The organism is Cohnella sp. (genome assembly GCF_041640265.1).
Lineage (GTDB): Bacteria > Bacillota > Bacilli > Paenibacillales > Paenibacillaceae > Cohnella.
This window is the reverse complement of the sequence record NZ_JBEQAP010000028.1, coordinates 50,637-70,900: the sequence shown is the minus strand read 5'-3', so window position 1 is coordinate 70,900 and position 20,264 is coordinate 50,637. Positions and strand designations below refer to the sequence as shown.

17 protein-coding genes and 1 pseudogene are annotated in these 20,264 nt (G+C 46.0%); 7 read left to right on the top strand and 11 right to left on the bottom strand.

The genetic code is table 11. From position 1 onward, the window contains the following. From ACESLK_RS18825 to ACESLK_RS18815, 3 genes and pseudogenes are all read left to right on the top strand, one after another. A pseudogene (locus ACESLK_RS18825) lies at positions 1-278 on the top strand (RNA-guided endonuclease InsQ/TnpB family protein); the annotation flags it as partial. A gap of 270 nt (positions 279-548) precedes the next feature. Then, positions 549-983, top strand: a complete 435-nt coding sequence (locus ACESLK_RS18820) for a hypothetical protein (protein ID WP_373231241.1) — start codon at positions 549-551, stop codon at positions 981-983. Beyond that, a complete protein-coding gene (locus tag ACESLK_RS18815; protein ID WP_373231240.1) occupies positions 980-2,059 on the top strand; it encodes a phosphodiester glycosidase family protein in 1,080 nt (359 codons plus the stop codon). The genes ACESLK_RS18820 and ACESLK_RS18815 overlap by 4 nt, the downstream gene beginning before the upstream one ends. Positions 2,060-2,431: 372 nt before the next feature. Here the strand turns inward: ACESLK_RS18815 and ACESLK_RS18810 are convergent, their stop codons facing one another. The 3 genes from ACESLK_RS18810 to ACESLK_RS18800 form a co-directional block, all read right to left on the bottom strand. Beyond that, positions 2,432-3,253, bottom strand: coding sequence for a carbohydrate ABC transporter permease (locus tag ACESLK_RS18810; protein ID WP_373231239.1), 822 nt, complete (start codon positions 3,251-3,253; stop codon positions 2,432-2,434). After that, positions 3,250-4,125, bottom strand: a complete 876-nt coding sequence (locus ACESLK_RS18805; RefSeq protein WP_373231238.1) for a carbohydrate ABC transporter permease — start codon at positions 4,123-4,125, stop codon at positions 3,250-3,252. Before ACESLK_RS18805 ends, ACESLK_RS18810 begins: the two co-directional genes overlap by 4 nt. Positions 4,126-4,225: 100 nt before the next feature. Next, positions 4,226-5,584 (bottom strand): ABC transporter substrate-binding protein, encoded by a 1,359-nt coding sequence (locus tag ACESLK_RS18800; protein WP_373231237.1) that lies wholly within the window; start codon positions 5,582-5,584, stop codon positions 4,226-4,228. Positions 5,585-5,775: 191 nt separating this feature from the next. On the opposite strand from ACESLK_RS18800, the gene ACESLK_RS18795 reads away from it, so the two are divergent. After that, positions 5,776-7,557: a sensor histidine kinase gene (locus ACESLK_RS18795; protein WP_373231236.1), complete on the top strand. Its 1,782-nt coding sequence runs from the start codon at positions 5,776-5,778 to the stop codon at positions 7,555-7,557. A 16-nt stretch (positions 7,558-7,573) separates the two neighbouring features. Next, positions 7,574-8,359, top strand: coding sequence for a response regulator transcription factor (locus tag ACESLK_RS18790; protein ID WP_373231235.1), 786 nt, complete (start codon positions 7,574-7,576; stop codon positions 8,357-8,359). 83 nt (positions 8,360-8,442) lie between these two features. Here the strand turns inward: ACESLK_RS18790 and ACESLK_RS18785 are convergent, their stop codons facing one another. The 4 genes from ACESLK_RS18785 to ACESLK_RS18770 all read right to left on the bottom strand — a co-directional run bounded on the left by ACESLK_RS18785 (position 8,443) and on the right by ACESLK_RS18770 (position 11,883). Next, complete coding sequence (locus tag ACESLK_RS18785; protein WP_373231234.1) at positions 8,443-9,618, bottom strand: glycoside hydrolase family 31 protein; 1,176 nt, start codon at positions 9,616-9,618, stop codon at positions 8,443-8,445. A gap of 199 nt (positions 9,619-9,817) precedes the next feature. Continuing rightward, positions 9,818-10,462, bottom strand: a complete 645-nt coding sequence (locus tag ACESLK_RS18780) for an SGNH/GDSL hydrolase family protein (RefSeq protein WP_373231233.1) — start codon at positions 10,460-10,462, stop codon at positions 9,818-9,820. Positions 10,463-10,560: 98 nt separating this feature from the next. Continuing rightward, positions 10,561-10,818: a carbohydrate-binding protein gene (locus ACESLK_RS18775; RefSeq protein ID WP_373231232.1), complete on the bottom strand. Its 258-nt coding sequence runs from the start codon at positions 10,816-10,818 to the stop codon at positions 10,561-10,563. Positions 10,819-10,872: 54 nt separating this feature from the next. Continuing rightward, on the bottom strand, positions 10,873-11,883 hold the full coding sequence (locus ACESLK_RS18770; protein WP_373231231.1) for a family 43 glycosylhydrolase: 1,011 nt from the start codon (positions 11,881-11,883) through the stop codon (positions 10,873-10,875). A 150-nt stretch (positions 11,884-12,033) separates the two neighbouring features. Between ACESLK_RS18770 and ACESLK_RS18765 the strand changes: the two genes are divergently transcribed. Further along, positions 12,034-12,894, top strand: coding sequence for a helix-turn-helix domain-containing protein (locus ACESLK_RS18765; protein ID WP_373231230.1), 861 nt, complete (start codon positions 12,034-12,036; stop codon positions 12,892-12,894). Positions 12,895-13,009: 115 nt separating this feature from the next. On the opposite strand, the gene ACESLK_RS18760 is transcribed toward ACESLK_RS18765, so the two are convergent. From ACESLK_RS18760 to ACESLK_RS18745, 4 genes are all read right to left on the bottom strand, one after another. Further along, positions 13,010-14,521 (bottom strand): glycoside hydrolase family 43 protein, encoded by a 1,512-nt coding sequence (locus tag ACESLK_RS18760; RefSeq protein WP_373231229.1) that lies wholly within the window; start codon positions 14,519-14,521, stop codon positions 13,010-13,012. A 125-nt stretch (positions 14,522-14,646) separates the two neighbouring features. Continuing rightward, a complete protein-coding gene (locus tag ACESLK_RS18755) occupies positions 14,647-16,407 on the bottom strand; it encodes a type 2 periplasmic-binding domain-containing protein (RefSeq protein WP_373231228.1) in 1,761 nt (586 codons plus the stop codon). Positions 16,408-16,552: 145 nt separating this feature from the next. Then, on the bottom strand, positions 16,553-17,446 hold the full coding sequence (locus ACESLK_RS18750; RefSeq protein ID WP_373231227.1) for a carbohydrate ABC transporter permease: 894 nt from the start codon (positions 17,444-17,446) through the stop codon (positions 16,553-16,555). A gap of 30 nt (positions 17,447-17,476) precedes the next feature. After that, positions 17,477-18,442: an ABC transporter permease gene (locus tag ACESLK_RS18745; RefSeq protein WP_373231226.1), complete on the bottom strand. Its 966-nt coding sequence runs from the start codon at positions 18,440-18,442 to the stop codon at positions 17,477-17,479. Positions 18,443-18,813: 371 nt separating this feature from the next. Here ACESLK_RS18745 and ACESLK_RS18740 point away from each other — a divergent pair, with 371 nt between their 5' ends. Further along, positions 18,814-20,241: an alpha-L-fucosidase gene (locus ACESLK_RS18740; RefSeq protein ID WP_373231244.1), complete on the top strand. Its 1,428-nt coding sequence runs from the start codon at positions 18,814-18,816 to the stop codon at positions 20,239-20,241. Positions 20,242-20,264: the final 23 nt, after the last annotated feature.

Genomic DNA, 20,264 nt, shown 5'->3' with positions numbered 1-20,264 from the left:
CCGTACAATTCACAGAGGAAGCTTATACATCGAAAGCTAGTTTTCTGGATGGTGATCCTTTGCCTGTATATGGAGAAGGCCAAGCAGGAACATTTTCTGGAACACGGATTTATCGCGGCTTATACAGGAGCTTGAAGAGCTTAATTAACGCTGATGTGAACGGCGCAGCGAATATCTTGCGAAAAGTAGTCCCAACAGCAATAGCTTATGGGATAGCGGGGTTGGACGGTAACCAGTCCGTCAACGTGTCAACTCCACTGGTGTTAAGCATTCGGTAGCAGGTACGAATGACACACCAGAAACCCCCACTTCAACCGGAGCGTCAGCGGAGGTAAGTGGTGGGAGTATTCATCATACACCAACAGCCAACCTGCCAAAAGTCGCTCTCATGGCGGAGATTCTCCACTTGAGCCTCTGCCTTTATTAGAATCTCGTAAAAACCGCAACTTTTCAGCTTCTTTTTCGTTCATAATACGTCAAGACATTCTATTCTGAGGCTAATAGATTTGGAATTATAAGCCGACGAGAGAGGTGCAAGAAACAACGAGATGAGAAACTCAGGAATCGAAGCCGCATTACCCAGCACTTATCAGAACACGCCGCCCCGAAAGAAAACCCGTAAGGCCCTTATCTTATATGCCATTCTTCTATGGGTTGTTCTAGTTACCGCTGGAATCGCAGGCGCCAAAATGTATTCCGATCGCATCCAACAGGAAGTCTCTGCGGATTTGCAACGTCAAACGGCCAGCCAAATTACCGTCATGCAGCAAGAGTTTGATAGCCGATTGACAAAGCTGGAGGCTAATTATACGGATCAGCTTACCCAGATGCAGAGTAAGATTCAAGCGCTGAATGAGCTTCTGACATTCACGAAGGACAATGCAGACAGCAAGACAGATAACAGCAACAAACTCTATTCTCAGTTGGCTGAAGTGCAAAAACAGCTTAATGAGCTCAAAAAGAGCCTGGACGTGTTGAAATGATGATCATTACAACGTTTCGATACTTAAACCGCACGATTTTTCTCGCCATTACACCCTTTATCGGTATGCTTCTGTGGATGTTGATTGCGAATATTAGGATAGAGCTGTCGCCAAATTCTTTCCCGCAGCATGTAACCGAACAGGCGATTCCGAGTGACTCCGTCACCCGTGCCATGGTCGGATTAGAACAAGCCCAGTCTACAGCACTCGGAACATCCAAGTCCATTCAGAAGCAGATTAGTCTTTACAATCAGACAAATGCAGATATGAAGAAGATAGCTGCCGTTACCGCAGCACAAGCTTCACGACCATTGCAGATTTACGACCGCAGAATTACGAGTAAGCTCGGAAAACCAGCAGCTGCCATTCAATCCGAGAAGCTGCAGGCACAGCTCTTCTACCTGAATACGCAGAACTTCCGAAGCTACGCTTTGAAGATCAAGATGAAGAAAAGCGATGCGATACAGCTAGTACTTGGACAGGACAAGCTAGGCGGCGCGGAAACTACGCTGGCCGCTGTTAATCGATATAAAGCCTCCGTTGGTGTTAATGCTGGCGGGTACGCAGATAGCAGAGGCAAACGTTACCCGCTAAGTACAACCATAGTTAATGGCCGGTACGTGGACGGATTCCATTCCTCCTATAAGGACTTATTCTTCGTAGGGGTGAACGAGGACAACAGGTTAGTTGGGGGTAAATTCTCGAGCAAAGAGCAATTAGATAAACTTGGTCCCAAGTTCGGAGCATCTTTCGTACCTATACTGATGAAGAATGGGCAGGCGACAGTCATTCCTGAGAAGTGGAAGATCAGTCCCCAGCGAGCACCCCGGACGGTTATTGCGAGCTATAAAGATGATCAGCTCCTGTTTCTCGTCGCTGACGGTTATAACGAGAAAGGCAGCTCTGGCGCTACGTTAGCCGAGATGCAGCTTTTACTGCAGCGTTACGGTGCTTTGGATGGTTATAACCTTGATGGAGGAGGCTCCTCCACCCTTGTATTTAACGGACAAGTGATCAACCGGCCATCCGATGGCAAGCTTCGGAAGCTTCCGACGAACTTTTTATTTTTCAAATAAACATCCTCGATCTCGATCAAATTATCCCTTCCGTTGTCCTCCGTATCATCCGTTCGGTAAGTGAGACAGCAAGCCGCTTTGATATAGGTTTGACATCCTGGGTTGAATGGATTTTAAGGATAAGCCACCGCTGACTGGTTACTTGCTTGCTTAACATGGAAAGAATGCGCTGTCCTCGTTCATTGTACACAAAAGGGGCCGCCCTTTGTCATCTACGAGACTATCAAGCTAACCCCATTCGTAAAGACTAACTTATTCAACTATTGTCACGTAGAGGCTTTCCGTTTTGGTATCGCATGTTCCTGCCGAATAGATGAGGTCTACATAACAACCACCTCCTTCATGCCAACCGCCTCACACAGCCACCAACGATTAACCCTTCACCGACCCCGCAGTCATTCCTGCAATAATATACCGCTGTCCGGCAAGATAAATAAGGACAACCGGCAGGCTCGTCAAAACAATATCGGCGCTTACCAAATTCCAATCCATCTGATATTGCCCGAAGAAATTATAAACCGATAAAGTCATAGGCCATTTAGAAGCGCTGTTGAGAAAATAGAGAGGGAGCAAAAACTCATTCCATGTATTTAGAAACGCTAGTATAAAAACAGTAGCGACAGCAGGCTTCAGCAGCGGAAAAACAACGGAAATGAATAATCGGCTCGGACTGCACCCATCGATAATCCCGGCTTCATCGAGCTCCTTCGGCACATTTCCGACAAAACCATATAATATGAATACACTGAATGGAATTTGCACGGCTGCGTATAATAAAATAATGCCGATTTGGGTATTCATCAGATGAGTGGCCTGCATGATTTTGGTCAAGGTAAAATAATTAAAAGGCATTGCAATGCCCAATATCACAAATAAATAAGCAATACGATTAAGCCTGCTGCGGTTTCTAGAATAGACGTAGGCGGCCAAGGCAGAAAGCAATATGCATAATATCGTTGAGGCTCCGGAATAAAGAACGCTGTTCCATAACGAATGGCCGAGCTTGCCTTTCTCAATGACAACCGCAAAGTTCTCCAGGTGTATGCTATGCGGCAAATCAAAGCCCATCGAGCTCGCTTGAACGTTGTCTTTAAGAGAATTGACGACTACTAACAATAACGGCGCAATCATTACGAGGCTCGTCGCCCATACAACCGCATTTTTCAAACCATTTTGCAACACCTTCGTTCTCATCTCGATGTTTCATCCTCTCTGCTCATATATTTAACCGCAAAGTATCCAAGGACGATCATAAAGAGGAATAAAACGGTCGACAACGCGGTTCCGATCCCATAACGTCCTAATGAGAACTCTTTAAACACCCCTGTAAAAAGAACTTCCGTTTCGTATCCGGGGCCGCCATTGGTCAACACATAGACGATGTCGAAAACTTTAAGTCCATATAGAAGATTCAAAACGGTCGTCACCGTTATCGCCGGCATGAGCAAAGGGAGAATAATGTGTCTAAGCTTGTTCCAAAAATTTGCCCCGTCGATGTCTGCCGCTTCATAGTACATATCAGGGATCGACTGAAGACCCGCCAATAAAATAACCATGATATAGCCCGCGCCTTTCCATACATCAACGGCAATGATCGATTTAAAAGCCAATTGAAGGTCCGTTAGCCAGTGTTGGGCAAGAAAATCAAGTCCGATCGCTCTTAAAGTTTCGTTAAGCAATCCGGTATCCGGATGCAAAACCGATTTGAAAATGAGTCCTACAATAAGAACAGGAACTACTGCTGGCATAAAAATAATCGCGCGATGGAGGTTTTTCATGCGGATGCCACGGTTTACCATTAGCGCCAGAAACAATCCGATTACGGTTTTAAAAATAATCGTCGCCACTGTAAATCCCAATGTATTTTTCATATAAGCCATGTAATTTTCATCGGAAGAAAACACCGTCTTAAAATTGTCCAAGCCGATAAAGTGAATTTCGTTGCTGTAACTGCTCCAATCGGTGAAGGAATAATAAATCCCCATTAAACCCGGTATGACAAACAATAACGTATATAAAAGCAATGCACCTAGAGAGAAATAATTGGGGTACATCGATTTGTTCATGATGTCCAGCTCCACTCACTCTTTATTTAGCAACAACAAAACCGATAGGAAAGTTGAACGTTACCTATCGGTTTATTGTTGCTTTTCTACTCAGCCATTTCTACTCAGCCCAAGCAAGGTCCTGTGCCGCTTTTGCTTGCTGGTGGCGTCTCTTGTCGATCGATTCCAGAACATCCTTGGCTTTCATTTTCCCGCCAAACAGGCTCGCTAGATCTTTCCCGATATCCATCCATTGCGGATTTACATATTTGACCGCCGTTTGATAAACCGTGCCTTGCCTCTGGCCGTACGTATCGAAGAATTGTTTTTGCTCAGGAGTATAACGATCCTTGACCCCTTCGAAATTCAGCGCAAGATATCTTGGTTCATTGTCCAACAGAAATTGGAGGTTCTCCGGCTTCGTCAAGTATTGGAAGTATTGTTTGGCCGCATCAATGTGCTTCGAGCCGGAATAAATAAACTTGCTGGGAGCTGCCGGGTTCACGTTCAGGATTTGATTATCGACAAGCGGAATCGGGAAGAAACCGAACGTATCCGCTTTCACCTCGGGAAATGCTGTTTCCACTTGTTGAGGTAAGCCTGGGTTATAGACAGTCATCGCAAATTTGCCGCTGGCCATGTTCTTCTCCGTGTCGGCAAACGTATTCGAGAAGTAACTTTCTCCAAAATATCCTGATTGAACCATTTCATTCAATTGATTTAATGCCTGCTCCATAACAGGTACATTCGCGAATGTTTGTTTGTTATTGTTTAATTGATCCGCGAGTCCCGGATTGACGTCTTCATACTTCACTCCTGCTTCGGGGAACCACAAGACATGATGCCAACCGTCCGACACAGGCTCATAAATCGGCGTAATGCCAGCAGCCTTGATCACATCACTTGCCGCTTTGAACTCTGCAAAGCTCTTCGGAACAGACAAACCAAGCTTCTCGAAAATCTTTTTATTGTATACAATAACCCAATCATAGCTTGGATCCCATATTGTCAAGGCATATACTTTATTGTTCAACGTCGCTTGTTCTACATACAATGGATTTTCTCTTTTTACCCATTCTTCGTTGCTGAGATCGACAGCATTTATTTCGACATTATAAACCGGACCCAGATCGAACTTACCGCTCTGACCTCCGAATATGTCCGGACCTTCCTTTGTGTTGAGCTTCGTCTTCAGAAGGTTAGAATATTGATCCGCAGGCACGATTTGATAATCGATATGAATGCCCGTCTCTTCTTCAAATTTCTTGGCAAGCTGCATTTCAGAATCCTTTATCCAGTCTTGGCTAGCCATGTACGACAATGTAATTTTTTCCTTTGGTTCGCTAGCGTTCGTACTTACTGCACTATTTGTTGCACTACTTGTTGCGCTTTCAGGAGCTGTGTCACTCTTCCCGCCGCAGCCTGCCAATAAACCTGCCGCTAATCCGAGTGTAAGCACGAGTGCAAGTTTCTTTCTCATTCGATACATTCCCCTCTTGAATTGGATGATTACGCTTTCATTCTATTTCTTTCTCTGGTCATCTACCATGGAGAAATCGGGCATCTTATTTGCACTTATTTTACCGCCGGGAAAATCCAGTATTCATTCAAATTAAACAATGATAGAATAATGCTTGCTCTTAACAGATGTCTCCATTTGGAGGTTTTCACGTGAATCGTAAACGTAGATCCATTGTAACGATATTATTTTCTGCCTATTCTTTGATTATCATTATGATCCTCGCGATATCCCTGGCACTTTTCTATTTTTGGGCTGCTGATGTCCTTAAGAAGAAAGCAATGGAATCGATTTCGAACATTGCCATATCGGTGAACGACAAGTTGGATTTGGAAATCCAGAAGATGGATACCGTATCGCAGAATATATTGTACTCCAATCTTGTCAAAGAACGATTCTTGCAATTTTCTAACGAAGAAGATATCGCTGCTAAAGAATTAACGGAAATCCTGGTTGCTGCGAATGGTCCAGCTTTGCCTGTGCAACAAATCAATCTTTACGATTTCAACGGAAACCGATTTGGATCCGGTTACGATAACAGAAGAATCCATATTCCCTTGTCCGAGAAATACTGGTATCAGGATGTATTAGATAATAAAAAGGGAAAGATCATGACCATTCCCGAGAAAGATGAGGAATTGGACCGGTTTCTATCGTCAAAGGATGCTTACACGATATCTTTGTGCAGGTTATTTTTCGATAAATACAACACGCCTGAAGGCATTGTAGAGGTAAAACAGTCCGTTAAGAATATATTTAACAAAGTGAATAATGTCGCATCGGAGACGAAGGAAACCGAAACTATCCTTGTGTATAATGATAATGGACAGCTCATTTATCCAATCGATCATCAAAATCCGATCCATCTTCGATATGTTGAACAGGTAAGTGCCCGTCCGGAAGGCATCTCTTCTATGATTCCCAATCCGGAAACGAGAGCGCGCGAGTTATATTCGAAGGTCCATTCCGAGTATACAGGCTGGAATACGGTCGTGATTGTTTCCGAAAAAGAGCTGTTGCAGCCGTTAACCAGGTTTACGCAAGCTTTCATGTTCATGACTATTGCTATACTCTTCTTATCTATTTTTCTTACATTTACAGCAGCCAAAAGGATTACCCGTCCAATATCAAGAATGCATTCCGCTCTTAAAAAAATAAATTTGGAAACCATATCCGAGAAATCCAAACTTGAATTGAATAGCGGATTTCTAGAACTCGAACAATTACAAATCGCCTTCAACAATATGAGCGAGCGGTTGAAACGATCGATGGATCAACTGCTATTATCCCAAACCCAAGAGCTTCATTCGAAAATGTTAGCGCTTCAATCACAAATGAATCCTCACTTCCTGTACAACACTTTAACAACGATCAGCGTCATGGCTGAAGAAAACATGAATCCGCAGATTATTGCCATGATAGAAAATTTGTCAGATATGTTGCGCTATATTTCAGCTGATGATTCTTTTGTTGTTGCAATGAACACGGAGCTTGATTATACAGAAAAATATCTTCAATTGATCCGGTACAGATTTGAAAACAATTTGAATTACAGCATCGAAGCTGATGAAACGCTAAGAAATATCCGTATTCCGAAATTAGTCATTCAGCCGCTTGTCGAGAATGCGTTAAAATTTTGCACCCAAGTTTCACCGCCTTGGAATATTCGTGTTCGAGGATACATCGCTGACAACAAGTGGTTTGTCGAAGTGACTGACAATGGTCCCGGTTTCGACTTGGAAAAGCTCTCACAGCTCCAAGCACAAATCGATCATATTGTACAATCCGGGCAAATTCCTAATTTAAAGCTGAATGGAATGGGACTGTTGAACATTTTCCTGCGTTTGAGGCTCTGCTATGACTCGGAGTCTATCTTTCAAGTCGTAAATTTGCCAGACAAGGGAACCCGTATTACAATTGGCGGTCTAATGTAGAAAGGAGCTGCTGACTGTGGAAGCTCAGGAACCAATACGAGTCGTTATTGCCGAGGATGAAGAGCTTATTCTGCATAATTTAGTAAAGAAAATCAATACGATGGATCCGATATTTCAAATTGTTGCGACCGCTCAAGACGGCAAGTCGGCTCTCGACCTCGTGGAGCAATACAATTGCGATTTAATCATTACGGATGTTCAGATGCCCATATGGAATGGCTTAGAGCTAATAAAACAAGTGCATCTGCGCTTTCCACATATGAAGAAAGTAATCATAAGCGGTTTTAATGATTTTGAATATGCCAGAGAAGCGTTGCGGCATGAAGTAACCGAATATTTGCTAAAGCCGGTCAAAACGCATGAATTAGAGCAGGTCCTCGCAAGAATCAAGCTATTGGTTGGCAATGAACGAGGTCTCTTAAAAATGAATGATTTGGGTATATCCGATCATTACGACTCTTCGCCTGAGAAGATTGTTGAAATGGTCCAGTTGTATTTCAAAAAAAATTTTCACCAAGAGTTGAATCTGGAAGCTATTTCAAAGCAATACAACTTTAATTCCTCGTACCTGACCAAACTATTCATCAAGCATACGGGCGAACCGCCCTCCAAGTACTTGATTTCCTTGCGCATTAATGAGGCCAAGTATTTATTAGCCAACGACAAGGCACTCCCCGTGAAAGAAGTCGGCGAAAGGGTAGGTTACCCGGATCAATATTACTTTAGCCGCATTTTTAGGCAGGTTACAGGTTTTACACCTCGCGAATTCAGACAACATGCTTTGGGGCTGCAGCATTCGTGAAAGTTGAGTTTACTCCAGCGTCATCGATAAACCAAAGGCATACAGTCAATATGGTTGTATGCCTTTGGTTATCTCGCATTTATTTATTTTTTTGAATCTACCCGCACCGATACTTCTTGTTCATTTCCGTCGTATTTGACGATAACCGCCGACTTCCCAGCTTCCGTTAACCCACATCCTTGCCCTTCTGCCACCAGGACGATGGAGAATTCAAGGCGCTCCTTCATTCCCGGATAGGCGCCGGCGCGTTTACCGAATATCAACTGCCGGGACTGATCCTTCCAATGGATCGGAACTGTGGCGAAAGCACCTTTCTCGTATTCGTAACCGTCACCTGCGTCCTCATAATAGATAAAGCTGCCATCCTTCCCCGGGTAAATCCGAAGCTCGATCGGGCTATCTGCCTCTTCTTCCGTGCTTTGAACTTCCGGCCCCAACGGAACAATGGCTCCGGCACGCACGAATAACGGCATCGTATCGAGAGTGGCATTGGCTTGAATGGTTTGTCCGCCACTATATCGGCTTCCCGTCCAGAAGTCGTACCAATCGCATCCCTCAGGCAAATAAACAGCTCGCTGCCTTTCCGAAACGTCCATCCGTCTGGAGTGGGCGCTCCAATACATAGGCTCAAGGACCGGATTGACAAGAAAATCGGGCCCGAACAAATATTGATCGGCAATATCGAAGGCACGGGGGTCATGTCTAAAATCAAAGGGCAGCGCCCGCATCATCGTATAATCAAACTGAGTAACCCAGCCGGCTACTGTATAGATATAGGGAAGCAATCGATAACGCAAGCGGATAAACCGAACGAGAGTGTCGTACCATATCGAGCCCGGTTTGCCGAAGCGCCAAACCTCTCTTGGTGTGTCCGTACCGTGAGACCGAAACATGGGCAGGAATGCGCCAACCTGAAACCAACGCACATAAAGCTCCCGATACCCCAAATCTTCGCAGCCGGCGTCATAGTCGCCATTCCAGAACCAAAGATCCTCTTTTCCCGCGACAAAGAAGCCTCCTATGTCCGTCGTCCAGTACGGACTCCCTGTTGCGCAGAAGTGAAGACCTGCCGGAATTTGTTTCCGCAACGTATCCCAGTTGGCTGCCGTATCTCCCGTCCAGGTAATGGTTGCATACCTTTGTTGACCGGCATAGGAGGATCGGGTGAGGTTCACGACCCGTTTCTTCTCCGTTACGCTGCGTTGACCTTCGTATAATCCTTTCGAGTGCAGGAGAGAATAGGCTCTCACCTTAATCATCCAGTCATGAAGTAGCATAATATGGACATTTTTAGGAAAAACAAACAGCCTCAGTCCAATGGATTCAGGACCAAGGCCGCCAGTGCGGATTCCTATTTGCGGTAATTTGTTCGGCTCCAGCTCTCCTTCGATGCCATTACGATGTGCAGCGTCTTGTCATTTTCGTACAAGATCAGCCTTCGAATATTATCTTCATCTGTCAACGAACAGCAAGCTTGCTGCTCTGCACAACAGCTAGCCACGCTTCGGCAATCAACTGATGACCGGCTGTTGTCGGATGCACCCCATCATACAGCCAATACGAAGCATCGGCCTCAGACAAAGCACGGTCGAATGCTGACTGCAAAGGGACGAAGACGGCTTCGCTTTTCTCTGCCAGACGTCGGGCAGCCTCTTGATATGCCGGAATCAGCTTTTGCCACTTGTCCCATTCAGCGGTTCTTGCCCCGGTATTCAGCACGAAAGGCTCGCAGATGATAATCCCCGTATCCGGCATGACTTCCCGGGTTTCTTCCAGCAGATAGCGGTATGCGCGTTCAAAACGGTCCGTAACTCCGCTTGCTAATCCATCTACCGTACGCCAAGCATCATTCACACCTATCAGAATACTGAGCACATCGGGTTTTAGGCTGCAGAAATCCTCATTCCAGCGCGCATACAAATCGGATACCCGGTCGCCGCTGATTCCACGATTGAGAAAACGCGGCCGGCTTGCAGCCAGTTCCTTTCCAAGCTGACCTGCAATCATCGCCGCATAGCTATGCCCCAAATTCATGTCATCATTGCGCCAGCGGTTTCCGTCAGTGATGGAATCGCCTTGAAACAGTATAGTTTTCGACTTCATTCTAATCGTCTCCTATTTTCAGTATGCAATAATGTGATGCCTTGGTATCCTGACGGAATCCGAGAACCAGGATAATATTGCATGGAACGTATCAACACTTATTTGTGGAACACAAAGCTCTCTAATTCACATATCGGTCTGCCTTTGAAGAATTCCCCAAAGTAACCACTGTACCCATCTTCAAATACAAAATAAACCGAATGTCTTCCTGTTACTGATTTAACCACAGCGTTTACAATCCCGTTATCCGCTCCGATATCACATGCGCCTATTTCTTCGCCTGTATGATAATCGTCGATGAGTATTTTCATTTTCCCTTTGTTTCCGCAGCCTCTTATTTTAGCCGAGAACTCCATTGTTTCACTGGAATAATCATCGCCAAAGTCAAAATATTTGAATCCAATTATGCATCAAATCGTTATATTTACAACAGCTCTCTCAAGAACGTTCCTCTCCGTAATATAACATCCGCCTTTAAAAACGCACGCTATATCTGCTGAGGTGAGACGATAGGGTGAAAGTGATTTTTCAAACCCTAAAGAAGTCATCTCCACCACCGGAATACTTCCATCCGGAAGAATCTCGATGCGTTCGACACAGCCGCGTCTTGACATCACGGTGTTATTAGTCATTCTGTGATAAAAAATATACCATTGTCCATTGATCTGGCAAATCGATCCATGATTATTACCGCCAGGATAATCAACTCCATTATCGATAATCGTACCCCTATATTGGAATGGCCCTGTAGGCGATATACTCGTAGCGTAGTCAAGTCTGCTGCCAATTTTAGGTGAATAAATTAAATAATAAGTATCTCCAACTTTACGCGGTGAACATGCCTCAAAAAAAGCAAATGGTTCATCGACAGGTATAATGTCTGCTTTATATGTATCCTGCAAAATTTCAAACATTTTTTCAGCATTAATCTCAGCCATATACGAACTTAAATATCCGCAATAGATATATACCCTGCCGTCATCATCCACTAATACACCTGGATCGACAAATAGTCCATCTTTCAAAATTTGTTCAGAATTTTCCGAAACGCTATAAGGAGAGACAAGCTTAAAAGGGCCTTCAGGTTTGTCGCTGACTGCAACACAACCTTTTGATCCAACAATATACGCATACAGATAATATTTACCATCTTTTTCGACTACATCAGGAGCATAAAGCTCTCGATCCGACCAAGTTGCATCGCTTTCATGATCTCTGTCGATTCGCGTATGAAAGCTGTCCCCATGGCAAGTCCAGTTATTAAGATCATGAACTTCTGCTGACCATACCATCAGTTTGTAGTCACAAAACCTATCTGAACCTGCCAAGTCGTGTGAACCGTATACATAAACCCTGTTTCCAAAAACTCTTGGCTCACCATCCGGTATGTACTCCCAATTAGGCAAATATGGATTTGGCATGATTATTCTCCTCTATTAATGGATAGCAGGCTTCCTTCTCACTTCATAAACAGATTATATAGCACGGCAAGGAAAAACACCTTGATATTAAAGTCAAGCAATAGCATAATATAGCCAACTGTATAATTGTTAGTATAAGGGGCTGAGCTTTTGAGCATCACTTATTTGGAATGGTTTACGCAAGACAAGCAATTCCCTTTCTTTATTCATTATGGCGAGCACGACACGGACGTGGAGCTGCATAAACATATCGATTTCTCCGAACTTGTCATTGTGTTGAATGGGAATGCTACACATATCGTCAATACCGAAAGCTCCTTTATCAAGAAGGGAGATGTATTTGTTATAAACGAATCCACCTCCCATGCCTATAAAGATCCCCATGATTTTAAAATTTGCAATATCATGTACAGGCCAGAAATGCTTCGGTCAGCCGGTCCGGATCTAAGGACTTCCAATGGCTTTCAGATGCTATTTGTTTTAGAACCGTTTTACCGCAGTATTCATTCGTATAAAAGCAAGCTCAGTTTATCGATTTCCAGCCTGGAATTTGTCTCAGCGCTCCTCTCACTCATGATCGACGAATATAACAGCAAGCTTCAGGGTTATCATACAATGCTGCTTTCCAGGTTTATGGAGCTCGTTGTCTATTTATCCAGGCAGTATGACAATCAAGAGAAGGGTATAGACAGTAAACTGATGAAATTGGCGAAGGCGATCTCTTATATCGAAGATCATTATCTCGAGACGGTTACTCTGGAGGAAATCGCGGGCAAATCTGATATTTCGGTCAGACATTTGAACCGAATTTTCCAATCCTATTATCAAACGACTCCTATTTTCTATCTGCAACGGCTCCGCTTGGAGCGCGCATGCACATTGTTGAAACAAACCAAACTCAATATTATCGATATCGCTTGCCAATGCGGGTTTACCGACAGTAATTATTTCACTCGTTCGTTCACCAAAGCTTATGGGCTGTCCCCCAGGGCATACAGAATGAATCGTTAAGCTTTTGACACAACAAAAAAAAGTGCTTGCCTTGACTTTTCATTAAGTCGCTGGCAAGCACTATTTCTATGTCTCCATTCTGCTCTACATCCTTGATTCCTATGAGTAGGGGATTTCAACCCAACGGCTCATAATCGAACCAATCAAAGAGTGCCGGAGAACCCTGCCCCGTTTCACAGACGGCATACATCGCAATGAATGTTCCCGTAAAGCCCCCTGCTACCTCCGTTGAGAGCAGATGTGTTTCTCCCGAGCTCAATTCAAGTACATTGGACCCATCTTGCTGGATGGAGAAAACAAACCGTTCAGGCCGAGCCTCAATCTTCAGTACGACCGGTCCCGCTGCGCAATCTAGCGTGCTTTCCATTCGCATCGATCCAACGGTTCTCCTTAATACGATCGCCTTGCGTCCATCTTTGAGCTTCACGAACAGATCGTAATGATACTTTTCGTTCATAAACACGGTAAGTCCGGCTTCTTCGCCCTCAATGAGCGGTTCGAAATTCAGCGCGGCAGCTATGTTGCATGACAAATGACTTAGACGACGGCCGACAAAGGCTGGAGCGCCGGCATCATCAAGCGAAACCTTATTACCGCGTAACACAAGATTCCCCGGGCATTCGTGAAGCGACCAGCTTTCCTGCGCAGGATTCCGCAAGAACGTCCAGTCGAATCCCAGTGTTTGATCGTCAAAATCATCTCGGATTGCCTTATCCGGCCACCGAACTTCTGTCAAGCGCGGAGCCTCCATAACAGACTCGACACGACCGCCATGACCGATGATGGGCCAGCCGTCAGCCGTCCATAACACGGGCGCCAGGAAAGTCTCCCTGCCCAGATGATGTCGCATGGGATAGGAAACAGGCCTAATTCCCAGAAAAACCGCCCACCAGCTGCCGTCATGCGCCTGTACTATATCTGCATGTCCGGTTGCATGTATATTGCTCTTTAGGCTTCTGTGAGACAAGATTGGATTACTCGGACACGGTTCATATGGCCCAAAGGGTGCGCTGCTTCTTGCCATCGTCACCATATGGCCGTATTCCGTCCCGCCTTCGGCAATCATTAAATAATAAAGTCCGTTGATTTTGTAAAGATGAGGGGCTTCCGAAGCCGCTCCTCCCGTTCCCTTCCAGAGCAGACGGCTCTCCGTCAACATGCGGCCGGTCGATATGTCAATCTCGCATTGATAAATGCCATCGCCCTGATCGCCCGTACATGTTGTTTGAAAATAGACCCGCCCGTCATTGTCGAACAATAGAGACGGATCGATGCCACCCTGAGCAACGAGAATGGGGTCGGACCACGGTCCGGCGGGGTGCCGGCTTCGAACATAGAAGTTGCCCATCCCGCTTACATTCGTCGTCGTCATGTAGAACCAGCCGTCATGGTGACGGATCGTCGGGGCGAAGATCCCGCCCGAGCTCCAAGCGTTGGCAAGCGGCAGATGTCGCTCACTCGTAAGACAATGGCCTATCTGGCGCCAATGGACAAGATCCTTGCTGTGAAAGATTGGGACACCTGGAAAATATTCGAAAGTGCTTGTCACTAGATAGTAATCATCCCCGACTCGACAAATACTCGGGTCGGGATAAAAGCCGGGTATGACCGGATTCGTATACTGCACAATATTGCACTCCTAATCGTTCTATATCGTGTAATGATTCCGGCTTTATTGTGAGCCGCGCCTCGGAACCGTCCGTTGCTTGTCGAGCATGTAACGGACGGTTGCCCCGATTCGGCAAGATGCGATTACGGATTTTGCGCCCAAACCGTCTTCTTCATTGAATCGACTTGATGAGCGACGACTTCATCGTAACCAAGACCTTTGGCCTTATCGATCATTTGTTTCTTCAGCTTGTTGAATTCTTCGTCGGTCTTCGCGATGATCATCTTCCAGGAGTATTCTTTAATGACCTTGCCGACTTCGTTCTGCTTCTGCTGGATGTCCGTAGGAAGCACAATCGGAGCTTCGCCCGTGAAGGTCTGTTTGGTTACGGCGATCTTGTTGTTGTTGGTGTAGTATTCCTTCATCGTCCTAGCGCCCATCGCTTCGCGCCAGCTTACAATGACCGGATTCGGGTTATGGTCGAGCGTCGACGACCACAGGTCGCGGTTATACGGTTCGCCGATTTCCGGGTTGATCAAGCTGGCATTAAGCGTAGAGTTATTGATCTTCGCTCCGCCGTGATCGTACGTGCCGCCGCCATATTCGGCCGGAACATCCGTTTCTTTAGCGTTCTGGTACGCCTGCCAGCCGAATTCAGTCACGTACGGCTTGCCGTCCTTGATATCCCAAGTCAGGCCCTTCGGTCCGTTTTGGACCGTCATCACGCCTTCGGTGGAGTACAGCCAGTCAATAAGCATCATGACGCGAGCCGGATCTTTCGATTTGGCGCCGATCGCCCATTTACGTTCGCCGCCATATGGAGTATAGCCGAACGAAATCGCCGTCTCTTCTTCGAACGGAACGGGCATGATGCCCTTGCCAGCTGACGTGTGCTCCGGGATATTGTACGTGTCTTCCATCCAGGTCCACGGAACAAAGAAGAACTGGCCGTCCTTGAGCTTGTTGGCAACGTCCCCGAACTTCTGCGTTACCGAGTCCGGATCGAGCAGACCCATCTGATTGGCTTTATTGTAGAATTTCAGACCTTGCAAATAATAGCCGTTCTCGTCGAGACGAGCCTGATATTTTTGCTCCGTTGCGTGTGTTAGGATCATATCGCTCGGATTAAAGCCGTCGCCCGTCTGATAGCCGTAATATGCCCCTATGGTGTTCGCCAGATTGACGAAGTTGCCGTCCCAATCCCCGAAAAGCGAGAAACCGTAGGTTTTCCGGCCGGAGTCGCTCTTCGGCTCCAGCTCCTGCATCTGCTTCAAGAGAGGCAAGTAATCATCCAGCTTGGTAATCTTCGGGCTGCCCAGCTTCTGATACAGGTCCCAACGGATGCTCGGACCCATCGTCAGCTTATTTTGCTCGGACGTGCCTTCGCCGTCGCCGACCGATTCGCCGATACCGTAAATATGCTTGCCGTCGCCGAACATCTTCATGTTCGCGTCAAGCCCTTTGCTTGCATACCCCTTCATGTTCGTCCCGTACTTGTCCAGCAGGCCGTCCTTGGTCCATTCCAGCAGCAGTCCGCCTTTAATGGAGTCCGTATATGCCTTTTTGTCTTCGTTCCCAAACACGACAAGATCGCCCAGATCGCCGGAAGCCATCCTCGAAGCAATCATTTCTTTTGGCGAACTGGCCACGTAATTCAGTTTGATATTGAACTTGTCTTTGATGACCTTGGCGAACCAACCCTCTTGCGGGCCGACGTAGCCGGTCAGCATAGAGAGAACTGTGAGCTCTAACTCCGGCATTTGTTCGGGTTGTGAGCCTTCGGATGAGGAAGCCGGTTGGCTAGACGAAGCCGATGGCGTGTTCCCTCCGCTGCATGCCGATAAAGCGAGAACTAAGCTCAATATACACATTATGATTGCCCATTTTTTTCCTTTTGTGAACATTCCATTTCACCTCTAATTTGATATTTTCTGCTTTCACTTTGACCTTTTACCCTTTTCTTTCCATTTCAAAAAAGACAGTCATATGATTCGTGCGGAGCCATCTACGCCAAAATCTGATCACCTCCCCATGGAATTCACTTTAATATCAACCTTTAACGGCGCCAATAATAATGCCTTTAACGAAAAAGCGCTGGAAGAAAGGATAGACGAACAGGATCGGCGCAACGACGATCATCGTAACGGTTGTCTGTACCGTCATCGGAGTCGGCATTTGAGAAGTGTCGAGCTTGGTAGTGATCGAGTTCTTGAGTAAATTCGCAAGCGTATCCGCCTCAATCAAATAGCGGTACAATATGAACTGCAGCGTGAACAGCTTGGAATCGTTAACGAGAAACAGCGTATCGGTAAAACTGTTCCATTGGCCGACAGCCGTAAATATGGCGAGTGTGGCCAGAATCGGAATAATTAAAGGCACGACAATCTTATAGAAGATTGTAATATAGCCTGCGCCGTCGATTTGCGCCGATTCCTGCAGCGCGATCGGCGTCGATTCGATAAACGTTTTCACCAAGAGAATGTTGAACGGCACAACAATGGCCGGAATGATGTAAGCCCAAAAATTGTTCATAAAGCCCAAATTTTTCATCGTAATAAACCAAGGGATAATCCCTGCATTGAAGTACATTGTAAGGACGAGAAAACGATACCAAAACTTGCGTCCCCACATCTCGTTCCTGGTGAATAAATAGCCGAGGAACGCAGATCCCGCCACAGTCGCTACTGTCCCGATAACGGTTCGGCCCACCGATACAAGCAATGCGGGCCTAATACCCGGAATATTGAGAGCATCCAAGTAATTCCGAAAATGAATCCCTTCCGGATAGAACAAGATCAGCCCCCTGCTGCTCAAATCGTTGTCGCTGATCGTGTTGATAAACAAATAGTAGAACGGAAAGATGCAAAGCAGCGTAAACAATCCGAACACGGTGTAGTTCAGGATTGAAAACAAACTGAATCGAGATTTTGTCAACGAGCCCATGTTAGTTCTCCTTTCCTGGCAGATGCCGAATTAAATGATAGTTTCTCCCCGGACAATCTTAGATAACCGGTTTGCAACGAAAAGCAGGATTATGCTGATCAACGATTTCAGAATGCTGACAGCCGTAGAGTACGAGAAACTGGAACTCGCGATCCCGATGTTGTAAACGTAAAGATCCAGCACTTCGATATATTGTAGATTGACCGGATTCTTAAACACATAAAATTGTTCGAAGCCTGCGCTGATGAACCCGGCGATGGACAGCATCAGCAAGACGAAATAAGTCGGCATAAGTCCCGGCAAGGTTACATGCCACATCAATCTGAACCTTCCTGCGCCATCCACTTTGGCCGCTTCGTACAATTCCTGATCGATCCCGGCAATGGCTGCGATGTACAAGATTGATCCCCAGCCCAGCCCTTTCCACATTTCCAAGAGCGTCATTTTGATCCAGATATGATCATCGGAGGCCAAATAATTGATCGGCTCCGATATCCATCCCAAATTCATCAGCACCTGATTGATAAAGCCGCTCTGAGTGGAGAACAGCGTGAACACAAAGGCAGAGACGAGCACCCAGCTGATGAAATTGGGCAGCGTGGTTAAAATCTGAACCATTTTTTTGTACCACGTTGATTTGATCTCCATCAGGAAGATGGCGAAGATGACCGGAACCACAGAAGTCATCAGACCCAATAAATTCATAGCTAAGGTATTGCGCATGACACGAACAATTTCCGCCCGTTGCACTTCATTCGAAACCATCGTTGTAAACCATTTCAATCCTACATACGGCGACTGGGAAATACCAAGTGCCGGACTGTAATCGTAAAATGCATAAATCCAGCCATACAAAGGCAAATATGAAAACAAAAAGGCTAAAATCAGGAACGGCAACGCCATCAAAAACAACTGGTATCTTCCGTGTTTTCCGGGCTTTCGTAACCGCTTACTTTTCTTCGTAGTCGAGATGAATGTTACGGAATCGGCTTGCACAGTATTTCCCCCTTCTAATGATCAACATCCCCATTGGGACCTATCGGAGCAAACAAACCTGCTCCACTCCACAGAACATGTCGCCTCTCCCTCACATTCTGTATTATATAGGACGACATGACGGTTTTCCTTGATTTTCGAGTCATGGAATTAGCACAATATAGACAAATGTTCCTTGCAGTCATATCGTATCAACGTTTATACCAAAGGACCCGAGGAAAAACCGCTTTGGCTCCATTGGCGTTATAGCAAACTTTCAAATTCTTATATATGAGCCGTCATATCTTATATTTCGTATTTTCGAAATAGCATTTATGATAGCTTATGTATTTTACTTTTCTTATATGGCGGTGATTATCTTGTTACCACAGATGAATGAATTTATCCGAAACGCGGCACAAGTTGTGCCATCAGCACGACAACTGGCATGGCAAGAATTGGAGTTCTATGCATTTATTCATTTCGGCATCAACACCTTTACGAATCAGGAATGGGGAGGCGGCGATGAAGACCCGGGTCTTTTTAATCCCACAGCGTTTGATGCGGTTCAATGGGTGGAAGCTTGCAAATCAGCGGGAATGAACGGCCTGATCCTGACCTGCAAGCACCATGACGGATTCTGCCTATGGCCCAGCGCCTACACGGAGCATTCGGTGAAAAACAGCCCTTGGCGTAACGGGAACGGCGACATGGTGAAAGAAGTAGTGGATGCGTGCCGCAAAGGCGGACTCCAATTTGGTGTGTATTTGTCCCCATGGGATCGTCATGATGGGCGTTACGGCACTTCTGAATACAACGACTATTTCAAAGCGCAATTGCGTGAGCTGTTGACCGACTATGGGGACATCTTTTGTGTTTGGTTTGATGGGGCGTGCGGCGAGGGACCCAATGGGTTAAAGCAAATCTACGATTGGGATGGATATTACGAGGTCATTCGTGAATTACAGCCCGGCGCGGTAATATCCGTATGTGGTCCGGATGTCCGTTGGTGCGGTAATGAGGCAGGCCACTGCCGCGAATCCGAGTGGAGTGTCGTTCCGGCAGAGCTCCAGGATTGTGAGAAGATTCAAGAACAATCCCAGCATGCTGACGACGGGGAGTTTGCCAAGCGAGTAAACACCCGCGACCAGAATTTGGGCAGCAGAGAGGCTGTTCGAGGTGCCAATAAACTGATTTGGTATCCGGCAGAGGTGAACACCTCCATTCGACCAGGGTGGTTCTACCATACCTCTGAGGATGACAAAGTCAAAAGCTTGGAAGAACTCTTGGATGTATACTATAAATCTGTAGGCGGGAATTCGACGTTTCTGCTGAACCTTCCCCCTGATACCCGTGGACTCATTCATGAGAACGATGTCAAGCGACTGTCCGAGCTCGGACAGGTTCTCAGATCCACCTTTGGGTGCAATCTCACATCAGACGCTCATGCTACGGCAACAGAAACGTTGAACGAGACCCACAATGTCAGTCGGATATTTGACGGAAATCAACATACGTTCTGGTGTCCCAAAGAAGGTACGGAGCATGCCGCGATTGACATTGAACTGAATTCCGAGCATACCTTCGACACGATTGTACTGCAAGAGCATATTCAATCCGGTCAACGAATTGAAAAGCTTCGCATCGAATACCAACAGGAAGGCTCGTGGGTACTTCTCTGTGAATACACGATTATTGGGTACAAACGCATCTGCCGGTTCCCGGAAGTAATGGCAAGATCAATTCGCCTGACGATTGAACAATCACGATGGTGTCCCACCCTTTCAGCCTTCGAAGTTTACCGCAGCACGCATAACTAGAGGGCTGGCAGCGAAATCAATCC